Genomic DNA, 518 nt, shown 5'->3' on the forward strand with positions numbered 1-518 from the left:
GAGATCATCAGAATGCCGACGAGGATCGCACTCACTAACTTCACGCCCTGGAATATTCCTTTGAGCGGAAGCTGAGAGGCGGTTGCCAGCTTTTGCGACAAATTGAAGATCACATCTAATAACGAGAAGAAGGAGAGAAGGGCATAAACCATGACCCACAGTCGGGCGCAGGTGGTTAATATTTCAGCCGCTTCGCTGCCTTTTTGTAACCACAGCGCCGCCTGAACGTTGACGATTATCCCCTGAAGGGTAAAGGCCAGGCGGTGAAATAACTTATTCTGGGTAATGATTTGCAGCCACAAATGTGAGCTGGCCTGCGCCCGTTTTTCAAACAGACGCAGCACCACTTTGTGCAATATCAGATGGACAATAACGGCGGTGAGTAAAATGATGCCAAAGATTAACACCAGCGAGGTGGTGTGATTAATTTCAATTCCAAGCTCTTCAACCTGAGCAATTAATTCCTGCATAACGTCTCCTGAATATCCCCCTTTTATCATGACGGCTGCGTGTTTATT

Annotated in this window: 1 pseudogene; it reads right to left on the minus strand. The window is 47.3% G+C overall.

Annotated elements, in window-relative coordinates:
* Nucleotides 1–470, minus strand: a pseudogene (locus tag K5E19_RS23940) (miniconductance mechanosensitive channel); the annotation flags it as partial.
* Nucleotides 471–518: the final 48 nt, after the last annotated feature.

The sequence above is a fragment of the Enterobacter sp. RIT637 genome (assembly GCF_019718755.1).
Classification (GTDB): Bacteria; Pseudomonadota; Gammaproteobacteria; order Enterobacterales; family Enterobacteriaceae; genus Enterobacter.